This is a genomic window from Chitinophaga agrisoli (assembly GCF_008386695.1).
GTDB classification, from domain to species: domain Bacteria; phylum Bacteroidota; class Bacteroidia; order Chitinophagales; family Chitinophagaceae; genus Chitinophaga; species Chitinophaga agrisoli.
The window spans coordinates 1-263 of the sequence record NZ_VUOC01000171.1 but is presented as its reverse complement, the minus strand read 5'-3'; the positions used below and the strand labels follow the sequence as shown (position 1 = coordinate 263).

At 41.4% G+C, this 263-nt stretch carries 1 protein-coding gene; it reads left to right on the top strand.

Annotated features, from left to right (window positions below):
• A partial coding sequence (locus F0L74_RS33125) for a hypothetical protein (protein ID WP_188316299.1) occupies window positions 1-214 on the top strand: 214 nt, incomplete at its 5' end.
• Window positions 215-263: the final 49 nt, after the last annotated feature.

Sequence of the window (263 nt, the reverse complement as noted above, 5' to 3'; positions counted from 1 at the left end):
AATTGGGGGGGATTGGGGCACTTTTTCCGTGCTGATTTTTACCTTTTATCCTTCAGTTGGTAAATACGCCAATACCCAGAAGCAATGCTGCGCAGACGGACTGAAGCAGAAGCGGGTGGGCTACACGTGTGAGCGGAAAGCTACGTTTATTTTGGACGGTGCCGAGTGTGTCCAGTGTGGAATATATTATGGAGAAATAAGGCTAGAAGCGTAGTAAATAATAGACAAAAACATATAACATATATAACATAAATAATAAAGTA